We start from the raw sequence: 22,360 nt of genomic DNA on the forward strand, positions 1-22,360 counted from the left end.
AAAATGGTTATATTTTTTGGTGTTCCCGATTTTTTACTTGTTTCAGCTTACTCCGAATCTCTTATTCAAATCGGAATAAAGTCATCACGTTAACAGTTACGATTATTGAACAGTTTCTGTTTCTTCCTGAACTTCCGCTTCTTCTGGACGATCCATATCTGCTCTAATGCTGCGGTATTGTTGCATTCCAGTACCTGCTGGAACAAGTTTACCGATAATAACATTTTCTTTTAAGCCAAGCAGCTCATCGCGTTTTCCTTTAATTGCTGCATCTGTAAGAACACGAGTTGTTTCTTGGAACGATGCGGCAGAAAGGAATGAATCTGTCTCAAGAGATGCTTTCGTTATACCTAATAATACCGGACGGCCTGTAGCAGGCTCTCCGCCATCGTTAAGAACAGTGTGGTTGGCATCCTTGAATTGATGTAATTCAAGTAAGGATCCTGGTAACACATCTGTATCACCCGCAGAATTAACACGGACTTTGCGAAGCATTTGACGAACCATTACTTCTACGTGTTTGTCACCAATTTCTACCCCTTGCATACGGTAAACGCGCTGTACTTCGCGAAGCAAGTAATCTTGAACGCCATCTACACCTTTTACGCGAAGGAGTTCTTTTGGATCAACCGAACCTTCTGTAAGCTCTTGCCCAGCTACAACCGTATCTCCGATTGTAACCTTCATACGAGCATTGTACGGAACTGCATACGAGCGTTGCTCAACAGCACCTTGGATAACAACCTCTTGTTTATCTTTAACTTCTTTAAATTCTTGAACAGTACCATCGATTTCCGTAATAACGGCTTGACCTTTTGGATTACGCGCTTCGAATAGCTCCTGAATACGCGGTAAACCTTGTGTAATATCGTCTCCTGCAACCCCACCGGTATGGAATGTACGCATTGTTAGCTGTGTACCAGGCTCACCAATTGATTGAGCAGCAATAATACCTACAGCTTCTCCCACTTCCACATTAGCACCTGTTGCCAGGTTGCGGCCATAACATTTTTGGCAAACGCCATGTTTCGTATTACATGTAAAGGCAGTTCGAATCGTTACCTCTTCAATATCTGCTTCAATAATAGTTTTCGCTTGATCTTCTGTAATCAGTTCATTCTTTCCAACAATCAGCTCTCCTGTTTCCGGATGTTTTACATTCATGAAAGCGGTCCGACCAATTAATCGGTCAATTAGCGGTTCAATAACTTCTGATCCATCGACTAACGCAGAAACATTTAAGCCACGATCAGTTCCGCAGTCTGCTTCACGGATAATAACATCCTGTGCTACGTCAACAAGTCGTCTTGTTAAGTAACCAGAGTCCGCAGTTTTTAATGCCGTATCCGCAAGTCCTTTACGAGCACCGTGAGTTGAAATAAAGTACTCAAGTACTGTTAAGCCTTCACGGAAACTTGATTTAATCGGGATCTCGATGATTCTTCCACCCGGATCGGCCATAAGTCCGCGCATACCTGCAAGCTGTGTAAAGTTAGAAGCGTTACCCCTCGCTCCAGAATCACTCATCATAAAGATTGGGTTTCGGTTACTTAATGATCCCATCAATTTATCTTGAATGACATCTTTCGCTTTAGACCAAATCGAGATTACACGATCATAGCGTTCTTCCTCTGTGATTAAACCACGACGGAATTGTTTTAGTACTTTATCTACTCTAATTTGTGCTTCGTCTAAGATTTCCTCTTTTTCAGCTAATACAACGATATCTGAGATACCAACTGTCATACCAGCCTTTGTGGAATAACTGAATCCAAGATCCTTCATCCGGTCAAGCATTTTTGAAGTCTCTGTAATTTTATACCGTTTAAATACTTCAGCGATAATGTCCCCTAAGAAGCCTTTCTTAAACGGCTTAACTAGCTCACGCTTTTTAATTTCCTCTTTAATATTAACTCCTCGTTCCACGAAGTAATGCTCTGGGGTTTTTTCCTCAAGATTTACTTTGGACGGCTCATTAATATACGGGAATGACTCTGGTAAGATTTCATTAAAAATTAACTTACCAACTGTCGTTAGCATTATTTGGCTGTTTTGCTCTTCAGTGAAAGTCTTGTTATGAAGACTAGATGCATCTACACCTACACGTGTGTGCAAATGAACATAGCCGTTTTGATATGCAATATACGCTTCGCTCGCATCTTTAAAAATGCTTCCTTCTCCGATTGCATCTTCACGCTCCAGCGTTAGGTAGTAGTTTCCTAATACCATATCCTGTGAAGGTGTTACAACCGGTTTTCCATCTTTCGGGTTCAAAATGTTTTGAGCAGCAAGCATTAGAATACGAGCTTCTGCCTGTGCTTCTGCTGATAACGGTACGTGAACAGCCATTTGGTCACCATCAAAGTCAGCGTTGTAAGCTGTACATACCAATGGATGCAAACGAATTGCGCGTCCATCTACCAGTGTTGGTTCAAAGGCTTGAATACCTAATCGGTGCAATGTTGGTGCCCGGTTAAGTAAAACTGGATGTTCTTTAATGACATCTTCTAAGACATCCCATACATCCGCATGTACACGTTCAATTTTACGTTTAGCCGATTTAATATTATGAGCAAGCCCTCGTTCCACAAGTTCTTTCATAATAAATGGTTTGAAAAGCTCCAACGCCATTTCTCTCGGCAATCCACATTGATACAATTTAAGACTTGGTCCAACAATAATAACCGAACGGCCAGAATAATCCACTCGTTTTCCGAGTAAGTTCTGACGGAAACGGCCTTGTTTCCCTTTTAACATATGTGACAAAGATTTCAACGGACGATTACCCGGTCCTGTAACTGGACGGCCGCGGCGACCATTATCAATCAATGCATCAACTGCTTCTTGAAGCATGCGTTTTTCGTTTTGCACAATAATGCTTGGAGCTCCAAGATCTAATAAGCGTTTCAAACGGTTGTTACGATTAATTACACGACGATACAGGTCATTCAAGTCGGAAGTTGCAAAACGCCCACCATCCAACTGTACCATAGGGCGAATTTCCGGCGGTATAACCGGAAGAACATCCAATACCATCCAACTCGTATCATTACCAGAATGACGGAATGCTTCCATCACTTCCAGGCGTTTAATTGCCCGTGTTCTTCTTTGACCTTGTGCTGATTTGAGTTCTTCTCTCAAAGCATCAACTTCTTTTTCAAGGTCAATATCCTGAAGAAGCTTACGAATCGCTTCTGCGCCCATTTGTGCTTTAAATGTATTGCCATACTTATCGTAATAAGCACGGTATTCTTTTTCCGATAATAACTGTTTCTTCTCTAAAGGAGTGCCACCTGGATCTGTAACGATATATGCAGCAAAATAAATAACCTCTTCCAATGCACGTGGAGACATATCTAGCACAAGACCCATCCGGCTTGGAATACCTTTGAAATACCAAATATGGGATACAGGTGCTGCAAGCTCAATATGACCCATGCGTTCACGGCGAACTTTTGCCTTTGTTACTTCAACACCGCAGCGATCACAAACTACACCTTTATAACGTACACGTTTGTACTTACCACAATGACATTCCCAATCCTTCTGCGGTCCGAAAATACGTTCACAGAACAAGCCATCCTTTTCAGGCTTTAACGTACGGTAGTTAATCGTTTCTGGTTTTTTCACTTCACCATAAGACCAAGAACGGATTTTTTCTGGTGAAGCAAGACCTATTTTCATATACTCAAAATTATTTACATCTAACAAGGGGCAATCCTCCCTTTTTAATGTGCAATTTTACCTCTGGGTTCATGTAAAAATAATTATATACAACAGAATGGCTCAGCGGGATCTTGAAAAGACCCCGGAACCAATTCTGTATTGTTTTATTAATTCTCTTCCACATCGATATTAAGCTTTGTTGCAGCCTGAACTTCTTCCTCTTCCAGCTCGCGCATATCGATTTCTTGTTCGTCACTGGAAAGCATTTTTACATCCATTCCAAGACTTTGTAATTCCTTGATCAGTACCTTGAAGGATTCCGGCACTCCTGGCTCTGGAACATTATCGCCTTTAACAATTGCTTCATATGTTTTCACACGTCCTACTGTATCATCCGATTTCACAGTAAGAATTTCCTGTAGTGTGTATGCTGCACCGTAGGCTTCTAACGCCCAAACCTCCATCTCACCAAATCGTTGTCCACCGAATTGTGCTTTACCACCAAGCGGCTGCTGTGTTACAAGTGAATATGGTCCAGTTGAACGCGCGTGAAGTTTATCATCAACCATGTGCGCAAGCTTGATCATATACATAACCCCTACGGACACACGATTATCGAACGCTTCTCCAGTACGGCCGTCATAAAGAATTGTTTTCGCATCTCTTGGCATGCCTGCTTCTTCAAGTGTTTCCCATACATCTTCCTCTGTCGCTCCATCAAATACAGGACTGGCAACATGAATGCCAAGCTGTCTGGCAGCCATACCTAAATGCAGCTCAAACACTTGTCCGATGTTCATACGTGATGGAACCCCAAGCGGGTTAAGCATAATGTCGATTGGTGTACCATCTGGTAAAAACGGCATATCCTCTTCCGGTAAAATTTTGGAGATAACCCCTTTGTTACCGTGACGACCAGCCATTTTATCCCCTTCATGGATTTTACGTTTTTGAACAATATACGCACGAACCAGCTGGTTAACTCCTGGTGGCAGTTCGTCTCCATCTTCACGGTTGAAGATTTTAACATCCAGTACAATACCGCCTCCGCCATGAGGAACACGAAGGGATGTATCTCGGACTTCACGAGCCTTCTCACCGAAGATAGCATGCAAAAGCCTTTCCTCCGCAGATAGCTCCGTAACCCCTTTAGGTGTTACTTTACCAACTAGAATATCTCCATCGGTTACTTCTGCACCTACACGGATAATTCCGTATTCATCCAGATTTTTCAGTGCGTCTTCCCCAACATTCGGGATATCTCTTGTGATTTCTTCCGGTCCAAGTTTTGTATCACGCGCTTCTGACTCGAATTCTTCAATATGGATGGATGTATAGACATCATCTTTTACAAGTCTTTCACTCATGATGATCGCATCCTCATAGTTGTAACCTTCCCATGTCATAAATCCGACTAGAACGTTACGGCCTAAAGCAAGTTCTCCATCTTCCATTGAAGGTCCGTCAGCAAGTACCTCGCCTTTGGTTACACGATCACCTTCGCTAACAATCGGACGCTGATTATAGCAAGTTCCTTGGTTGGAGCGTTGATATTTTTGCAGCTTATAGCGAATAACGTCACCTTGAACCTCTTTTCCGTCTACTTCAGTAATGTGACGGACAACAATTTCTTTCGCTTCTACACGTTCCACAACACCTTCACCACGGCTGATTACCGCAGCTCCGGAGTCTTTCCCGTTCACATACTCCATACCAGTACCAACAATTGGCGCTTCAGGCTTCATTAAAGGAACAGCCTGACGTTGCATGTTCGCACCCATCAATGCACGGTTAGAGTCATCGTTTTCCAAGAATGGAATACAAGCTGTCGCCGCAGAGACTACCTGTTTCGGCGATACATCCATATAGTCGATTTTATCGCGTGAAACAATGATATTGTCTTCACGGAAACGAGCAATTACTTCAGCATCTACGAATTTATTATTCTCATCAAGTTTTGCGTTCGCTTGTGCAACAATATAGTTATCTTGTTCGTCCGCTGTCAGGTAGTCAATTTGCATTGTAACTTCACCAGTTTCCGGGTCTACTCGGCGGTATGGTGATTCGATAAATCCAAATTTATTTACCTTCGCATAGCTTGATAGCGAGTTGATTAATCCAATGTTCGGTCCCTCCGGCGTTTCAATCGGACACATACGACCATAGTGAGAGTAGTGAACGTCACGCACTTCAAACCCTGCACGCTCACGAGTCAAACCACCCGGTCCTAATGCGGATAGACGACGTTTATGCGTCAGCTCCCCTAATGGATTTGTCTGATCCATAAATTGCGAAAGCTGAGAGCTTCCGAAGAACTCTTTAATCGAAGCAATTACCGGACGAATATTGATTAATTGCTGTGGCGTTACACTGGATGTGTCCTGAATCGACATTCTTTCACGCACAACACGTTCCATTCGGGATAAACCGATACGGAATTGATTTTGTAATAACTCGCCAACAGAACGTAATCGACGGTTTCCAAGGTGGTCAATATCGTCTGTATCTCCAACCTTGTAGAGCAGATTAAAGAAATAACTGATTGAAGCCAAAATGTCAGCTGGAGTTATATTTTTAACTTCCTTTGTTACCCCGCCATTTCCGATTACTGTTAATTCACGCTCACCGCTCGGATCAGTTGGGTCTATAATTTTAACGGACTGAATGTTAATTTCATCTTCCAGAATGCCATCATGCGGTTCAAGAACACGCTCACCAAAACGATCTTCTTCCCTTTCTAAATATGGGAGAATTTTATCCAATAGCTTGCGTTCTAATCGCTCGCCTTTTTCAGCTAAAACCTCTCCCGTTTCAGGGTCCACAATAGCTTCAGCCAAGATTTGATTGAACAAGCGGTTTTTTATATGAAGTTTTTTATTCATTTTATAGCGACCAACATGTGCAAGGTCATATCGTTTCGGATCAAAGAAACGAGAAATTAGTAAGCTTTTCGCGTTCTCCACTGTAGGTGGCTCCCCAGGGCGCAAACGTTCATAAATTTCCAGCAATGCCTTCTCTGTGGTCTCTGTATTATCTTTTTCAAGTGTATTTCGTAAGTATTCATTCTCGCCTAATAGATCGACGATTTCCTGATCTGTGCCGAAGCCTAAAGCACGCAACAATACCGTAATCGGCAATTTACGTGTACGATCAATGCGGACATATGCAATGTCTTTTGCATCCGTTTCAAACTCCAGCCATGCACCACGATTCGGAATAACGGTAGCAGCAATACCACGCTTACCATTTTTATCAATTTTTTCATTAAAATAGACACTAGGTGAACGTACGAGCTGTGAAACGATAACACGTTCAGCCCCATTAATAATAAATGTACCTGTATCTGTCATAAGTGGGAAATCTCCCATAAATACTTCCTGTTCTTTCACTTCACCGGTTTCATTATTAATTAAACGAACCTTCACGCGAAGCGGAGCATTGTACGTAACATCTCTTTCCTTTGATTCATCTACAGGATACTTCGGCTCGCCTAAGCTGTAATCTACAAACTCCAGGGAAAGATTTCCTGTAAAATCTTCAATTGGAGAAATATCCTGGAACATTTCTCTTAAGCCTTCTTCGAGGAACCATTCATATGAAGCGGTTTGAATCTCGATTAAATTCGGCAATTCTAAAACTTCACTGATACGTGCATAGCTCCTGCGCTGGCGGTGCCGTCCATACTGAACTAGTTGACCTGTCAACTGCTTCACCCCTTAAATCGTGTCTTTTTGTCGTTTTTTGACAAAAAGAGAATCATATTTAGAAAAAACAATATGAGAAAATGTGATTCTCAGTTTTGTTTTTCGAACCTAACGTAAGAAAACTCGGACATTCGGTAAATACCTTCGTCGCAAATGCAGACAGGCAAGTTTTTCACTTTCCTATCTACCAAGTTTTTTGTTCAGCAACATGCTGAACAACCATGGAACATGCTTGCCAGCGTACGTTTGAAGTGTTTTACACACCGTACTCTCAAGCGACATTTGATAGCAATACAACAAATACTAGTTGTACACATAGCATTTATTTTGGTAAACTAGAAAAAAGGCTTTAATATAAAACAAACTAAATATAAGATTTGGCTGCAAGTATATCTAGTACCGCAACAGCTGTGTCCAATCAGCACTCAACGACCAGCGAGACTACTCTCGCCTCGTATGATAAAGAAGACCTGCCGACTGACTGTGTCAGAGGCTTAGTCCATTCCATACGCTGCTAACCAGGCACTTCTGCTTTTGGATGCAAACCCTACACTTTTTCCGATTCTACCAGTGTTGCCGTTCAGCAATCAAATATACGTCCCATATTTATAAAGATTCCCTTGACAAAAGAATCCCCATGTTACCATCTTCCAATCTTACCACATTAATTTTATGTGGTCAAACATTTAACGCTCTTAATATATAGTATCCTTTACTTTTTGCGACAACATCTACATTGCCAAACAAGGCCTCAATTTTATCCATCGCCGAGGGTGCTCCTTGTTTTTTTTGAATAACAACCCATAATTGACCATCAGCAAGCAAAGCTTCTTTTGCATCCTCAAACATTTGATGAACCACTTGCTTGCCCGCTCGAATCGGTGGGTTAGTAAGAATAGCCGCGAACTTCCGCCCAGACAATCCTGATAAACGGTCACTTCGAACAACCTCTGTATTTGTTTGATTGTTGACTCCCGCATTTTTCACAGCAAGCGCAAGTGCTCGTTCATTCACATCAACCATTACAATTCGACGATCGGAAAACTCCCCCGCAAGTGCGATTCCGATTGGTCCATACCCACAGCCAAGATCCAATAAATCTCCCGAAACAGCAGGCTCCTGAAATTGCTCAATTAAAAGTCTTGAACCGAAATCTACTTCGTTTTTTGAAAATACGCCAACATCACTTGTGAACGTATATTCTTTTCCCCTTAATTGATATGTCCATGTTTTTGGTAAAGTTTTAGATTGAGGTTTATTAGAAAAGTAATGCTCAGACATTTGGGCACCTACTTCTTAGTCATATTTAAATTGAAGATATCCGAAAGCCAGCCGCCTTCAGATAATATATATACTTAATTTAATCGGAGATACTCTCTCTTGCACTCCTACGTTGTGAAAGGTACAAAAAGAGAAATGCCGAAAGCAGTTATATTAGAACTTCACTCTTATACAATCAATCAACATGAAACTCATAATTATGTTGACTCAACAATTAAACACTGCTTCACTATTAATTTCCGATAGGCGAAACTTCATTCACCGGGATTACTCCCCGAATGCTAGTTAAACATAATCAGGAATTTTCAAACTGTCTATATCACAAAGATACAAACAATATCCTCTCATTTAGAAGCAGGGATGTTACAGTTTGTTAATTCGTGATAAAAAGCCCGCCGAAATTCGACGAGCTCTATCATTTTCTATTAGCAAAATTATTTAACTTCTACTTCAGCGCCAGCTTCTTCAAGTTTAGTTTTAACTTCTTCAGCTTCTTCTTTAGCTACGCCTTCTTTAATTGCTTTTGGCGCGTTATCAACTAGGTCTTTTGCGTCTTTAAGACCAAGACCAGTGATTTCACGAACAGCTTTTACTACTTTGATTTTTGATGCTCCAGCACTTGTAAGTACTACATCAAATTCAGTTTGCTCTTCAGCAGCAGCTCCACCAGCAGCACCAGCAGCAGCTACAGGTGCAGCAGCAGTTACTCCAAATTCTTCTTCAATCGCTTTAACAAGATCGTTTAATTCTAAAACGGACATTTCTTTGATTGCGCCAATCATTTCTTCTTTAGTCATGATATATTTTCCTCCTAATATTTTTAATTTAATAATATATTTAACGTCAGGCGATTATTATGCGCCTTGTTCTTCTTTTTGTTCTGCAATTGCTTTTGTAACGTAAGCAAAGTTACGGATAGGTGCTTGAAGCACGCTAAGCAGCATAGATACCATACCTTCGTAGTTTGGAAGCTCAGCAAGCTCTTTAATTTGATCAAGGCTAGCAACATTACCTTCGATAACGCCACCTTTGATTTCTAATGCCTCATGCTCTTTCATGAAGTTGTTAAGAATTCTTGCTGGCGCTACTACATCATCGTTACTGAAAGCGATCGCTGTTGGTCCCACCAACACATCGTTCAATCCTGTAAGCTCTGCCGCTTCGACAGCACGACGAGTCATTGTGTTTTTGTACACTTTAAACTCAATTCCCGCATCGCGTAGCTCTTTACGTAATGCTGTAACTTCTGCCACATCAAGTCCACGGTAGTCAACTACTATTGAAGTTTGACTAGCACGGAATTTTTCAGTGATTTCATCAACTAATTGTTTCTTTTGTTCAATTACTGCAGACATTGTTCCACCTCCTATTATCATTTCTATATCATTACACCGCTGAGATATATAAGAAAAGCTCCCACGCAGACATGGGAGCTTAATATAACAAATGGATATCAACAAGGATTAACTCATCTGTTTATAAACAAACCTCGGCAGGATATTAAGCGGAAAACCGCACCTACTGTCTACGGTATAACATATTCGTTTTTTATGACGCAATTTAGTATACCGGAACATTGCGACAAAGTCAACACCTAATTAACGATAATCAGATACGTCAACTTTAATTCCAGGTCCCATTGTAGAAGCGATTGAAACATTCTTCATGTACGTACCTTTAGCAGCTTGTGGTTTTACTTTTACAAGTTGCTCTGTAAGTGCTACGAAGTTTTCAATCAATTTTTCATCTTCAAATGAAATTTTTCCAATTGGAACATGGATGTTTGCAGATTTATCTACACGGTATTCTACTTTACCAGCTTTAATATCTTTAACAGCTTTTTCCACTTCGAAAGTAACTGTTCCTGTTTTAGGATTTGGCATTAAGCCTTTTGGTCCTAACACACGTCCAAGCTTACCTACTTCAGCCATCATGTCAGGAGTCGCTACGATAACATCGAATTCAAACCAGCCTTTGTTGATTTTCTCGATGAATTCTGCATCTCCTACATAATCTGCTCCTGCAGCTTCTGCTTCTTTTGCTTTTTCACCTTTAGCGAATACTAGCACGCGTTGTGTTTTACCAGTTCCATGCGGCAATACCATCGCTCCGCGGATTTGCTGATCTGCTTTCTTTGGATCAACTCCAAGACGGAATGCAGCTTCAACTGTTTCATCAAAGTTTGCTTTAGCAGTTTGTTTCGCTAACGCAACAGCTTCTTTAATTTCATACGTTTTTGAACGATCAACAAGCTTCACAGCTTCTTGATACTTCTTACCTGTTTTTGCCATTTTATTTCCTCCTCTATTGTGGTTATAACGGTAATACCTCCCACTTATAAAAGCACACGGCTTTTATAAAGCATGTAACGAACCTGAAAAACAGGTCCATTACATCCACGAAAAAGGTTGCGAATGGTCAGCCAACCGCAACCTATACCGTATTAGAACACTTGGCAATCGCCAAGGATTAGGCGAATGCCTTAGCCCGCCTTATGCAGATAGAAAGGTTTATACTTTTCTATTTGCGAGAATTAATCTTCAATAACAATTCCCATGCTTCGTGCAGTACCTTCAACCATACGCATTGCCGCTTCAACATCAGCTGCGTTTAAATCAGGCATTTTAGATTCCGCAATTTCTTTTACTTGATCGCGTTTCAATGTAGCGACTTTATTCTTGTTAGGCTCACCAGAACCAGAGTCAAGCCCTGCTGCTTTTTTCAAAAGAACAGCTGCTGGTGGAGTCTTAGTAATAAATGTAAATGAACGGTCTTCAAATACCGTAATTTCAACAGGAATAATTAAACCCGCTTGATCTTGTGTACGAGCATTGAATTCTTTACAGAATCCCATGATATTAACACCTGCTTGACCTAGTGCCGGTCCTACTGGCGGTGCTGGGTTTGCTTTACCAGCCGGGATTTGCAATTTTACTAACTTGATTACTTTTTTAGCCACGAGACACACCTCCTTAAAGTCCGTGATGTGGTAATAGGGTCCTATGATTGTATTGGAATACCCTCCCACTCCATTTATCAACACCCTGACCAGGGCATAAATAACAAAAAAATTTTAGCATGAAATGCTAAATAATGCAAGGTTTTGTTGCCTCTTTTTTTAGAAATTCATTTTAAGACAGCTTTTCAACTTGCGAGAAATCCAATTCAACAGGTGTTTCTCTCCCAAACATATTAACATGAACTTTTAGTTTTTGCTTGTCCATATCAATGTGCTCAATTGATCCTGTAAAATCGGTGAACGGACCATCAGCAACACGTACATTTTCTTTGATTTCAAAATCAACCTGTACAGTCGGTTCCGATACTCCCATACGTTTCAGCACAACATCAATTTCATCCGGCAGTAATGGTGTCGGTTTTGCACCATGACCACTAGACCCGACAAAGCCAGTAACTCCAGGTGTGTTTCTCACAACATACCAGGAATCATCTGTCATAATCATTTCTGTTAAGACATAACCAGGGAATGATTTCTTTTTCATGACTTTCTTTTTGCCGTTTTTAATCTCGGTTTCCTCATCTTCCGGGACAATCACACGGAAAATTTTATCTTCCATTCCCATTGTTTCTACACGTTTTTCCAAGTTCATCTTTACTTTATTCTCGTAACCGGAATACGTATGAACTACATACCAATTCTTCTCCATTTAAACAGGACTCCCTCCCTTTACAGCAGTTTAATTTATAATTTCATCACGAAACGTCTGCCTTTTCACCAATTTAAAAAACCCGCTTTGACCGGGCTTTTAAAAGGGAATATTATTTTTCATTATAGCATAATTAAACATATTTATTCAAAATAAGTTTAAAACTTGAGAAATACCTAAGTCAACAATAAAGAAGAATAGCGCTACAAATGCTACCGTTGAAATAACGATAATCGTATAGTTGGTTAACTCCTTACCTTTAGGCCAGCTAACTTTTTTCATTTCTCTAGATACATCTTTAAAGAATTTGAACATGCTTGTACCCCCCAAAAACTCCGCCTAAAATGCGCACTTACTTCGTTTCACGATGCAATGTATGTTGCCCACATGTTTTGCAAAATTTGCGTACTTCTAATCTCGTAGCCTTAGTGGATACATTCTTATTCGTTGTATAATTTCTGCTTGAACAAATTGCACACGCTAACGTGATTTTATTACTCATCTATTTCACCCCGCAAATAGGGTATTTTCCTTTTCTTCTAATTTAGCACGTATTGCCATAACGTGTCAACGTCTCGACAAAGCGCGAGCCAAATAACAACAAAAGGTAAACCAAAAAATTGGGCACGTTGAGTTTTTGTTATTCTTCCAATCTATATACTAGAATAATTATGTGGTTTCAGAAGCATCCATCAGTTGTTCGAGCTTCCGCTTTACCCGTTGCAGGGCATTGTCAATCGATTTCACATGTCGCTTTAACTCAATTGATATTTCCTGGTAAGACCTCCCATCCAAATACAAATGGAGCACTTGCCTTTCCAACTCGCTTAATAATTCGGATAATTTAGTTTCCATATCTCCGAAGTTTTCTCGGTTAATGAGAAGCTCTTGAGGATCAATCTCTTTCGATCCTGCAATTACATCCAACAACGTGCGATCTGATTCTTCATCATAGATTGGCTTATCGAGGGAAACATAGGAGTTAAGTGGAATATGCTTCTGTCTTGTCGCTGTTTTAATGGCAGTGATAATCTGGCGCGTCACACAAAGCTCGGCAAATGCTTTAAATGAAGATAGCTTGTCCCCATTATAATCACGAATTGCCTTATATAAACCAATCATTCCTTCTTGAATAATATCCTCTTTATCCGCACCGATTAAAAAATACGTTCGCGCTTTTGCCCGGACAAAATTAATGTACCTGTGTATTAATAAATCCAGCGCTCGACTATCGCCTTGCCGAACAAGCTGCAGCAAATCGTCATCTTCAAGCTTACTGATACTTCGATTGTCTTTTACTATTTGCTCGACACTCATCAAGATTGCCTCCTGACTATCTCTGTTGTCACTTAGGAATTAGTATACAGTACTCGTTTCAGAACCGTCAACATGCATAAGAAGCGGTTACATGCAAAATATGTCGAAATAGCACAAAAGTCAAACTTTTATGCTATATTTCTCCTCTTCTCATCTTTTCAAACTTCCGAAGGATATCTTCGTCCAGATTAATTTTTGATTGTGGCTGCATTTTTTTATGAATTTCAATGCTGACTTCAATTTCTCTTTCAATATCCTGCATTTCGATAAATAACTCCCTAGCAGATTTACGAAGTGCCCCTTGTCCGAAAATCGTACGCTGCTCCGCATAATCAGATGTGGCTACATATACTTGTGTTTTCACGTTTTTTACTTTCCTAACAAGCTTTTCGATACATTCGTCAGCTGTTTCTTTTTCCTTTGTATAAATAACCTCAACTTTATATTGCTTTAGTTTACTTGAAATCCCTTTAACATAATACGCATCAAATACGATAATGACACGATGGCCTGAATACGCTTGGTATTCAGCCATCCGTTCAACCAGACGGTCGCGAGCTTGTCCGATTTCCTTCTCCTTTAGTTGCTGCAGCTCTTCCCATGCACCAATAATGTTATAGCCATCTACAATAAGAACGACCATTTAAACATCACCCATTGGATGTCTTTTACGATATACTTCATAGAGAAGCAAACTGCAGGCAACTGAAGCGTTCAAAGAAGAAACTTCCCCCTTCATTGGCAAACTTACTGTCCAGTCACACTTTTTGCGAACCAGTCGGCTAATGCCCTTTCCTTCATTGCCAATTACGAGCGCGATTGGTAAAGCCCCGTCCAACTTGCGGTAGTCCTCCGTTGCCTCTGCCTCTGTTCCAACAACCCATACCTGTCTTTCTTTTAATTCATCAATTGTATTGGCGATATTCGTTACACGTGCTACCGGAATATGCTCCATCGCTCCTGCAGCAGTTTTCGCAACAGTTGCGGTTAAGCCTACCGAACGACGCTTTGGAATTATGACTCCATGCGCTCCCGTGGCATCTGCAGTACGTAAAATAGACCCTAAATTATGTGGATCCTCTAGTTCATCCAAAATGATGAAGAATGGATCTTCACTTCTTTCCTCTGCCCGTTGAAATAAATCATCAATTGATGCATATTGATAGGATGCAACATATGCAACCACACCCTGATGATTGCCAGAATCAAGTTGTTCAAGCTTCGATTTTGGTACCCGTTGGACAATCGTTCCAGCTTCTCTCGCCATTTGTTGTAATTTCTTTTGCACAGTCGGATTTAACTGCTCTGAAATAACCACTTTATTAACAGAACGGCCGGACTTCAATGCTTCCATCACTGGATTTTTGCCAATAATTAATTCCTGATCCATGTCATACACTCCTTTCTTCTACAAATTTAATTGCTGCCTCTAATAGTTCGCTTAGACGTGTTTCATTTCCAGATAAATAGTGATAGCCAATCAATGCTTCAAATGCCGTACTATAACGGTAGGTTTGTACACTCGTGTTTTTCGGTATAGAACCAGACTTAGCATTTCGGCCTCGTCCTACAACCGCCTTTTCTTCCTCACTTAAAAATCCCTCTTCGGCTGTCCAGTTTAGAATGACAGCCGCTTGAGATTTTCCAGAGACAAAGGAGATCGCTTCTTGATGCAGCTGGTTCGGCTTTACAGTTCCTTTTTGAAGCAAATGCTCACGAACATGAGTCTCATATATAGCATCCCCCATATATGCAAGTGCTAAGCTTTTCAATTGTTTTGGGTCCAATTTCATGATTAGCCTCTTTTCCAGCGAACCCCTTGAGGTGTGTCTTCCAGTATGATATTTTTATCTTTTAATAAATCTCTTATTTCATCTGCTCGAGCAAAATCGCGGTTTTTCCTTGCTTCATTCCGCTCCTCAATCAACGCTTCAATCGCTTCATCTAACAGTTCATCTGCTGTATCAAGACTAATCCCGAGTACATTCAGCAACTTCATAAGAACTTCTTGAAAGGCTTCAATTACCTTATTAGATGTTTGGTTGGATTGTAAATAAACATTTGCTTCTTTGGCTAAATCAAACAGAACAGAAATCGCATTCGCTGTATTGAAATCATCATCCATTTCTACTTCAAAACGATGCTTCATTTCCGCTATTTTTGCTAACCATTCCTCAGTATCATCTACTAGATTCATACTCATCTGCTTGCGGTGCTCCAGGTTTTCATATGCCGTTTTAATTCGCTCATAGCTGTTTTTCGCACTTTCCAAAAGTTCCTCGGTGAAATTAATTGGGTTACGATAATGCACACTCAGCATAAAGAAACGCAGCACCTCAGGGTCATGCTTTGCAATTAAATCTCTGGTCAAAACAAAATTCCCGAGTGATTTCGACATTTTTTCATTATTAATATTTATATACCCATTATGCATCCAATAATTCGCGAATGTATGACCTGTCATTGCTTCAGACTGAGCAATTTCATTTTCATGATGCGGGAAAGTTAAATCTTGTCCCCCGGCATGAATATCAATTGTGTCCCCAAGATATTTTTTAGCCATTGCCGAGCACTCAATATGCCAGCCCGGTCGACCTTTCCCCCATGGAGAATCCCAAGCAATTTCTTCAGCCTTTGCCTTTTTCCATAATGCAAAATCAAGTGGGTCACCCTTTTTCTCACCAACTTGAATCCGCGCCCCTGAACGAAGCTCATCAATTGATTGGTGGGATAGTTTGCCATATCCATCAAACGCTCTTGGTTTAAAATAGACATCTCCACCAGCTTCATAGGCATATCCCTTTTGAACAAGTACATCGATAAAATTAATAATATCCTCCATCGTTTCCATAACACGTGGATTATGTGTTGCTTCTTTCACACCTAATGCTCCAACATCCTCTAAATAGGCCTGAATAAATTTATTTGCAATCTGAGGAACTTCCTCTCCTAATTCATTTGCTGTTTTGATTATTTTATCATCAACATCGGTGAAATTTAATACATAATTCACTTGATATCCTTTGTGTTCAAAGTACCTTCGTACCGTATCAAAAACAATAGCCGGACGTGCATTACCGATATGAATATAGTTATATACAGTCGGTCCGCACACATACATACGAACTTTTCCTTCTTCTATTGGCGTGAATTCTTCCTTCTTGCGCGTTAATGTATTATATAACTTAATCGACATACTGCTTTACACTCCCTTGTTTCAATTTAGCAATTTCAGCCTTCAGTTCATCAATCTGGACCTGCATTTGTTCACAACGATCATCTACAGGGTCAGGAATTTTATGATGGTCCAGATCCCTTCTTACTCTTTTTCCATTCTGTATAACAACTTTCCCAGGAACTCCAACTACCGTAGAATGGTCTGGCACATCCTTTAATACAACAGATCCGCCTCCAACCTTCGAGTTTTCACCGATTGTTATAGCTCCTAGCACCTTTGCTCCTGTTGAAATGAGCGCATTGTCTTTGACTGTTGGATGGCGTTTTCCTCTCTCTTTACCTGTACCGCCTAGTGTTACTCCTTGAAATATAGTAACATTATCTCCTATTTCACATGTTTCCCCAATTACTACCCCCATACCATGGTCGATAAAAAGACGCCGCCCGATCTTTGCCCCCGGGTGAATCTCAATGCCAGTAAAGAAGCGGCTAATTTGAGAAATGACACGTGCAATAAAGAAAAATCTTCTTTTGAAAAAACGATGTGCAATCCGATGTGCCCATACTGCATGAAGACCAGAATACGTTAGCATCACTTCAATATACGTACGTGCAGCAGGATCCTGTTCAAACACAACATCCATATCTTCCTTCATTGTTTTGAAAACCCTCATGTGCCTTCCTCCTTTATAGTTCTAAATTTGGCATCCATAAAAGTGATTCTTAAACGGAGCTCTTTGCTTTAATAGAATCCTTTTTACTTTGGAACACAGCTCCTGAACGATGCCTTAGCCTCCCTTTTTTGCCAAAATAAAAGCGTCCCTGTGTAATTCATACACAGAGACGCTGGATTAGCGCGGTTCCACTCTGTTTGAAGGGACATCCCCTTCCAACTTGTGCTCTCGTAACGGGAGAGAACCGCTGTCATGTACTAGAGGTGATATTACTCGTTTTCCATAACAGACTCCAAGGGGCACTTCAGAAACGATGCTCAAAATCACTCACAGCCTAAGGTGATTCTCTCTGAATAAGCAGCTCAATTCTTACTTTCCCTTTTCAACGTTCATTTATTAAAGGATGTTCAAAAAGTCCGGTGAAAATGACACATCGAGAACAGATGACCTTCGACTAACTTCCGACACGTCCTGTGTCGAACGTCGAAGTCACCACATCCTGTGGAAGCTCGTTGGCTTGCTTTTCCGCTCCTCACGTATTAATTGCATACGTTCTGGTACTCAAAGCTCTGCCGCCTCGAACTTCTCGGTCCTTTTCATCCTCCTTTTGAACACAAATTATTTAGTAATACTATATTATACAATCAGCAAAATGTGAACCATTAAGCTCCTAATTGCCTTAGTACTTTATCAAGCCTTGCTATGACAACAGATTTTCCTAAAAGCTCAATTGCAAACGGCAGCTCTGGACCATGCATTTGGCCAGTCGTCGCAATCCGAATTGGCATAAATAACTTCTTGCCACGGTGGCCCGTTTCCTTTTGTGTTGCTTTAAACTGTGCTTTTACCGTGTCCTTTGTAAACTCATCCAAATGAATCAGCTTATCTGTGAAAACCTGGAGAACTTCTGGTACTTGTTCACCTTGCAATACTTCCATTGCTTCCTCATCAATAGAGATATCATCATTAAAGAATAGCTCTGTCAGTTCAACAATCTCAGCACCATAACGTAATTGATCACGATACAGGCTGATTACGTTTTCTGCCCAAGCTCTTTTATCTGTATCCATATCCTCTGGCAATTTTCCAGCATCAATTAAATGTAGCATAGCTAGGTCAATTACTGTGTCTAATTCAGCTGCTTTTATATATTCATTGTTCATCCATTTTAATTTTTGTTGATCAAAAATCGCCGCAGATGTAGATAGTCGTTCTGGATCAAAAATTTCAATTAGCTTTTCTTGAGAAAAGATCTCTTCCTCCCCAACTGGAGACCAGCCTAATAAGCTGATAAAATTAAACATTGCTTCAGGTAAATATCCTAAATTGCGATATTGCTCAATAAACTGAAGGATATGCTCATCACGCTTGCTTAGCTTTTTACGCTCCTCGTTCAAAATAAGGGTCATATGGCCATATTTTGGCGCTTCCCAGCCAAATGCCTCATAGACCATCATTTGCTTCGGTGTGTTGGAAATATGCTCCTCACCACGTAATACATGTGTAATTTCCATCAGATGGTCGTCAATTGCTACGGCAAAGTTATAAGTCGGGATACCATTTTTCTTCACAATAACCCAGTCGCCAAAATCACTCGATTCAAACGTAATTTCACCGCGAACAATATCGTTAAATGTATAAGTCTTATTCTCCGGCACACGAAGACGGATACTTGGTTTACGACCTTCTGCCTCAAAAGCTGCAATTTGTTCCTCTGTTAAATCACGATGGGCACCTGAATATTTAGGAACTTGTCCTTTTGCACGTTGCTCTTCCCGCTCAGCCTCAAGTTCTTCCTCTGACATATAACATTTATAGGCAAGGTTTCTTTCCAATAATTCATTAATATATTTATTATATAATTCTAAGCGCTCTGTTTGACGATACGGACCATAGTCACCGCCATTATCAGCACCTTCATCCCATTCTAATCCGAGCCATTTTAAAAACTTCAGCTGGCTCTCTTCTCCGCCCGCTACATTTCGTTTTTCATCCGTATCCTCTGTACGAATAATAAACTTTCCGTCAAAATGTTTTGCATATAAATAGTTAAATAAAGCTGTACGTGCATTTCCAATATGCAGATGGCCTGTCGGACTTGGCGCATAACGCACACGAACTTCCTTACTCATGGTGTTGCCCCTCTCTTATTTATTGACTTCCGATATAAGTATGGATTTACCTCTATATGAAAAAGTGATAACATATCATTCATGTTATCACTTTACTTCACCTTAATCAGTTATACCTCTTTTACAGTGCTTTTTCAAGTAATTTTGGTTTTGCAAAGATCATCCGACCAGCTGATGTTTGCAGCACACTTGTAATGATTACTTCAATTGTTTTCCCGATATAATCCCGGCCTTCTTCTACAACTATCATTGTACCATCATCAAGATAGGCAACTCCTTGATTATGCTCTTTCCCATCTTTAATTACTTGTACAATCAGTTCTTCACCCGGAAGTACAACCGGCTTCACCGCATTGGCAAGATCATTAATATTCAGCACGTTAACACCTTGTAAATCACAAACTTTATTTAGATTGAAATCATTTGTTACTACAATACCATCAATTACCTTCGCAAGCTTAATTAGCTTACTATCAACTTCTGGAATATCCTCAAAGTCTCCTTCATAAATCTCGACTTTTACTGGCAATTCCTTTTGAATGCGATTCAGCACATCAAGACCACGTCGTCCTCTATTTCGTTTAAGCGTGTCAGAGGAATCAGCAATATGTTGCAGCTCCCCAAGAACGAATTGCGGTATTACAACTGTTCCTTCTAAAAAGTTCGTTTGACAAATATCTGCAATTCTACCATCGATTATAACACTCGTATCCAGTATTTTTGCCTTTGGCAGGATACCATCTGCATCGTCACCTTCTACAGGCCGGCGTTTGTCTTTTTTATTTGTTTTCATCAGATTAACAAATTCATCCCTGCGCCTGAATCCTACTTGGAAACCGAGGTAACCAAGTACAATCATAATAAAGAGCGGCAGCACCTGTGATACAACCTCAATATTAATATCTTGCAAGGGCATGTTAACAAAATAAGCAATAACCAATCCGACAATTAAACCAATACTACCAAAAAATAAATCAACTGCTGGGAGCTTAATAAGTGCGTCTTCTACCCACCTTAAGAAGTCAACAATATAATCTGCCAGCCAATAAGAAAGAATAAAGAATATAATTGCACCGATGATCATGCCTAAATATGGGGATCTTGCCCAATCCAAATTTGTAATGTTCAATAACCGAATTATTTCTGGAACATATAGATATCCAGTAGTACCGCCTAGAACAATAAAGAATAAATGCACTATTTTTTTGAGCAACATCGTCACCTCCTAATGTTTAGTATTACCTAGAAATTTATAATTTAACCCTTATAATAGGGCGAAAAAAGCATTGTATTTCACAAATCACAGAATAAGTGGGTCATTTCATTGAAAAAACTTAAAAATTACTGAGCCATCGCTATATCTAATGCTTGTTGTACTGTACGCACGCCATGAACTTGAATTCCTTTCGGGTATGTCCAGCCGTCTAAATTGTTTTCCGGACAAATCACACGTTTAAAGCCAAGCTTAGCCGCTTCTTGAACACGCTGTTCGATACGGGAAACACGTCTGATCTCACCAGTAAGGCCAACTTCTCCAATAAATATATCATCTGGATTCGTTGGTTTATCGCGAAAGCTTGAAGCAATGCTTACAGCAAGTGCCAGGTCAATTGCAGGTTCATCAAGCTTCACACCACCGGCTACCTTAATGTAGGCATCCTGGTTTTGCAGCATAAGGCCGACACGCTTTTCGAGAACTGCCATTAATAAGGGAACACGGTTATGATCTATTCCTGTGGCCATACGGCGTGGATTACCGAAGCTAGTTGGAGAAATCAATGCTTGAATTTCAACGAGTACGGGTCTTGTCCCTTCCATTGATGCAACGACAGTAGAGCCTGCTGAACCTTCTGAACGCTCTTCCAGGAAAATTTCCGAAGGGTTCATCACTTCCCGAAGGCCTTCTTCTTTCATTTCAAAAATACCCATTTCATTCGTACTTCCAAAACGATTCTTCACACCTCGTAAAATTCGATACGTATGATGCCTTTCCCCTTCAAAATACAAGACAGCATCAACCATATGCTCAAGCAGCCTTGGACCAGCTATCGCTCCTTCTTTCGTCACGTGACCAACTATAAATATCGGAATGCCGTTTGATTTTGCAACCTTCATTAAATCAACGGTACATTCTCGTACTTGCGAAACACTGCCAGGAGCGCTGGTTACGTCTTCTTTGAAAATTGTCTGAATGGAGTCGATGACGACAAATGAAGGACGAATCTCCTCAATTTGTTTTTGGATATCAAACAAATTCGTTTCAGATAGAACGTAGAGCAAATCTTCCTTTACTCCTAATCGATCAGCACGCAGCTTTGTTTGGCGAATCGATTCCTCACCAGAAACATAGAGGACCGGCAATTGCTTTCCTGCAAGCTGGGAGGAGATTTGTAATAACAGGGTAGATTTACCAATCCCTGGGTCACCACCGATTAAGACAAGTGATCCGAGAACAATACCTCCACCGAGCACACGATTGAATTCCTTCATCTTCGTGGTAATACGCGGTTCTTTCTGCGATTCAATCGAAGTAATCCTCTCTGGCTTACTGACGACTTGTGTTCCACTTACTTGTCTTCCTCTGACTGTTTTCGCTTCAACTTCCTCCACCATCGTATTCCAATTATTACAGCCTGGGCATTTGCCCATCCATTTAGCAGATTCATATCCGCAATCCTGACAAACATACTTTGTTTTTCGCTTAGCCAAATCACTATCCCCTTCTCTTACTATTGTAAAAC

19 protein-coding genes and 2 other annotated features are annotated in these 22,360 nt (G+C 40.5%); all 19 genes read right to left on the reverse strand.

Annotation, left to right across the window (positions count from 1 at the left end; genetic code table 11):
- Positions 1-102: 102 nt before the first annotated feature.
- Entirely contained in the window at positions 103-3,711 is a 3,609-nt protein-coding gene (gene rpoC / locus NSQ77_RS09765) for a DNA-directed RNA polymerase subunit beta' (RefSeq protein ID WP_339230656.1), read from the reverse strand.
- Positions 3,712-3,833: 122 nt separating this feature from the next.
- Positions 3,834-7,370, reverse strand: a complete 3,537-nt coding sequence (gene rpoB, locus NSQ77_RS09770) for a DNA-directed RNA polymerase subunit beta (RefSeq protein WP_339230658.1) — start codon at positions 7,368-7,370, stop codon at positions 3,834-3,836.
- Between the two features lie 678 nt (positions 7,371-8,048).
- Positions 8,049-8,651 (reverse strand): class I SAM-dependent methyltransferase, encoded by a 603-nt coding sequence (locus NSQ77_RS09775; protein WP_339230660.1) that lies wholly within the window; start codon positions 8,649-8,651, stop codon positions 8,049-8,051.
- Between the two features lie 434 nt (positions 8,652-9,085).
- Positions 9,086-9,448: a 50S ribosomal protein L7/L12 gene (gene rplL / locus NSQ77_RS09780; protein WP_339230661.1), complete on the reverse strand. Its 363-nt coding sequence runs from the start codon at positions 9,446-9,448 to the stop codon at positions 9,086-9,088.
- Between the two features lie 57 nt (positions 9,449-9,505).
- Positions 9,506-10,006 (reverse strand): 50S ribosomal protein L10, encoded by a 501-nt coding sequence (gene rplJ / locus NSQ77_RS09785; protein WP_339230979.1) that lies wholly within the window; start codon positions 10,004-10,006, stop codon positions 9,506-9,508.
- 42 nt (positions 10,007-10,048) lie between these two features.
- Positions 10,049-10,200, reverse strand: a sequence feature (ribosomal protein L10 leader region).
- A 49-nt stretch (positions 10,201-10,249) separates the two neighbouring features.
- Positions 10,250-10,942 (reverse strand): 50S ribosomal protein L1, encoded by a 693-nt coding sequence (gene rplA / locus NSQ77_RS09790; protein WP_339230663.1) that lies wholly within the window; start codon positions 10,940-10,942, stop codon positions 10,250-10,252.
- 242 nt (positions 10,943-11,184) lie between these two features.
- Positions 11,185-11,610, reverse strand: coding sequence for a 50S ribosomal protein L11 (rplK, locus tag NSQ77_RS09795; RefSeq protein ID WP_149474218.1), 426 nt, complete (start codon positions 11,608-11,610; stop codon positions 11,185-11,187).
- 172 nt (positions 11,611-11,782) lie between these two features.
- The gene (nusG, locus tag NSQ77_RS09800) at positions 11,783-12,319 is read right to left on the reverse strand and encodes a transcription termination/antitermination protein NusG (protein WP_095313578.1); all 537 of its coding nucleotides are present in this window, start codon (positions 12,317-12,319) and stop codon (positions 11,783-11,785) included.
- A 147-nt stretch (positions 12,320-12,466) separates the two neighbouring features.
- The gene (secE, locus tag NSQ77_RS09805) at positions 12,467-12,634 is read right to left on the reverse strand and encodes a preprotein translocase subunit SecE (RefSeq protein WP_339230667.1); all 168 of its coding nucleotides are present in this window, start codon (positions 12,632-12,634) and stop codon (positions 12,467-12,469) included.
- 37 nt (positions 12,635-12,671) lie between these two features.
- Positions 12,672-12,821, reverse strand: coding sequence for a 50S ribosomal protein L33 (gene rpmG, locus NSQ77_RS09810; RefSeq protein ID WP_339230669.1), 150 nt, complete (start codon positions 12,819-12,821; stop codon positions 12,672-12,674).
- A 167-nt stretch (positions 12,822-12,988) separates the two neighbouring features.
- Positions 12,989-13,636 carry an RNA polymerase sporulation sigma factor SigH gene (gene sigH, locus NSQ77_RS09815; RefSeq protein ID WP_339230671.1) on the reverse strand — a complete coding sequence of 216 codons (648 nt, stop codon included), beginning with the start codon at positions 13,634-13,636 and terminating at the stop codon, positions 12,989-12,991.
- 133 nt (positions 13,637-13,769) lie between these two features.
- The gene (locus tag NSQ77_RS09820) at positions 13,770-14,279 is read right to left on the reverse strand and encodes an NYN domain-containing protein (RefSeq protein ID WP_339230673.1); all 510 of its coding nucleotides are present in this window, start codon (positions 14,277-14,279) and stop codon (positions 13,770-13,772) included.
- The gene (gene rlmB / locus NSQ77_RS09825; protein ID WP_339230675.1) at positions 14,280-15,026 is read right to left on the reverse strand and encodes a 23S rRNA (guanosine(2251)-2'-O)-methyltransferase RlmB; all 747 of its coding nucleotides are present in this window, start codon (positions 15,024-15,026) and stop codon (positions 14,280-14,282) included.
- A gap of 1 nt (position 15,027) precedes the next feature.
- Positions 15,028-15,429 carry a Mini-ribonuclease 3 gene (locus NSQ77_RS09830; protein ID WP_339230677.1) on the reverse strand — a complete coding sequence of 134 codons (402 nt, stop codon included), beginning with the start codon at positions 15,427-15,429 and terminating at the stop codon, positions 15,028-15,030.
- A gap of 2 nt (positions 15,430-15,431) precedes the next feature.
- Positions 15,432-16,832, reverse strand: a complete 1,401-nt coding sequence (cysS, locus tag NSQ77_RS09835) for a cysteine--tRNA ligase (protein WP_339230679.1) — start codon at positions 16,830-16,832, stop codon at positions 15,432-15,434.
- A complete protein-coding gene (gene cysE / locus NSQ77_RS09840; protein WP_339230681.1) occupies positions 16,822-17,487 on the reverse strand; it encodes a serine O-acetyltransferase in 666 nt (221 codons plus the stop codon). The genes cysS and cysE overlap by 11 nt, the downstream gene beginning before the upstream one ends.
- Positions 17,488-17,649: 162 nt before the next feature.
- Positions 17,650-17,882 (reverse strand) — a binding site (T-box leader).
- 267 nt (positions 17,883-18,149) lie between these two features.
- Complete coding sequence (gene gltX / locus NSQ77_RS09845; RefSeq protein WP_339230682.1) at positions 18,150-19,619, reverse strand: glutamate--tRNA ligase; 1,470 nt, start codon at positions 19,617-19,619, stop codon at positions 18,150-18,152.
- A gap of 121 nt (positions 19,620-19,740) precedes the next feature.
- The gene (locus NSQ77_RS09850; RefSeq protein WP_339230684.1) at positions 19,741-20,832 is read right to left on the reverse strand and encodes a PIN/TRAM domain-containing protein; all 1,092 of its coding nucleotides are present in this window, start codon (positions 20,830-20,832) and stop codon (positions 19,741-19,743) included.
- A gap of 128 nt (positions 20,833-20,960) precedes the next feature.
- Entirely contained in the window at positions 20,961-22,328 is a 1,368-nt protein-coding gene (gene radA / locus NSQ77_RS09855) for a DNA repair protein RadA (protein WP_339230686.1), read from the reverse strand.
- Between the last annotated feature and the right edge of the window lie 32 nt (positions 22,329-22,360).

The organism is Oceanobacillus sp. FSL K6-2867 (genome assembly GCF_037963145.1).
Taxonomy (GTDB): Bacteria; Bacillota; Bacilli; order Bacillales; family Amphibacillaceae; genus Oceanobacillus.